Here is a 256-nt window from a genome sequence, read left to right as displayed (position 1 = left end):
AGCTGATTATATCGTCCGGGTTCACTGGCGAGGATTGCGCTGGTTAACTGCAGAAGGAATGCGCTTTGACATGATGGGTTTTCTGCGCGGGCTGGATTGCGGTAAGAACGGTGAAACCACTGTAATGATAGGCAATTCAGGTAATAAAAAAGCCGGAGCTCCCTTTCCGGCACGTCTCATTGCCGTATCACTTCCTCCCGAAAAAGCATTAATCAGTAAAACCCGACTGCTCAGCGAGAATCGTCGAAAAGGACGA

At 49.2% G+C, this 256-nt stretch carries 1 pseudogene; it reads left to right on the top strand.

The features are described 5' to 3' along the window. Positions 1-256: pseudogene (locus SB765_RS31445) on the top strand (IS4 family transposase); the annotation flags it as partial.

Source organism: Pseudomonas sp. SIMBA_067 (assembly GCF_046534675.1).
GTDB lineage: Bacteria > Pseudomonadota > Gammaproteobacteria > Pseudomonadales > Pseudomonadaceae > Aquipseudomonas > Aquipseudomonas putida.
Note: the sequence above shows the minus strand (reverse complement) of the source record. Positions and strands in the feature narration are given on the sequence as shown.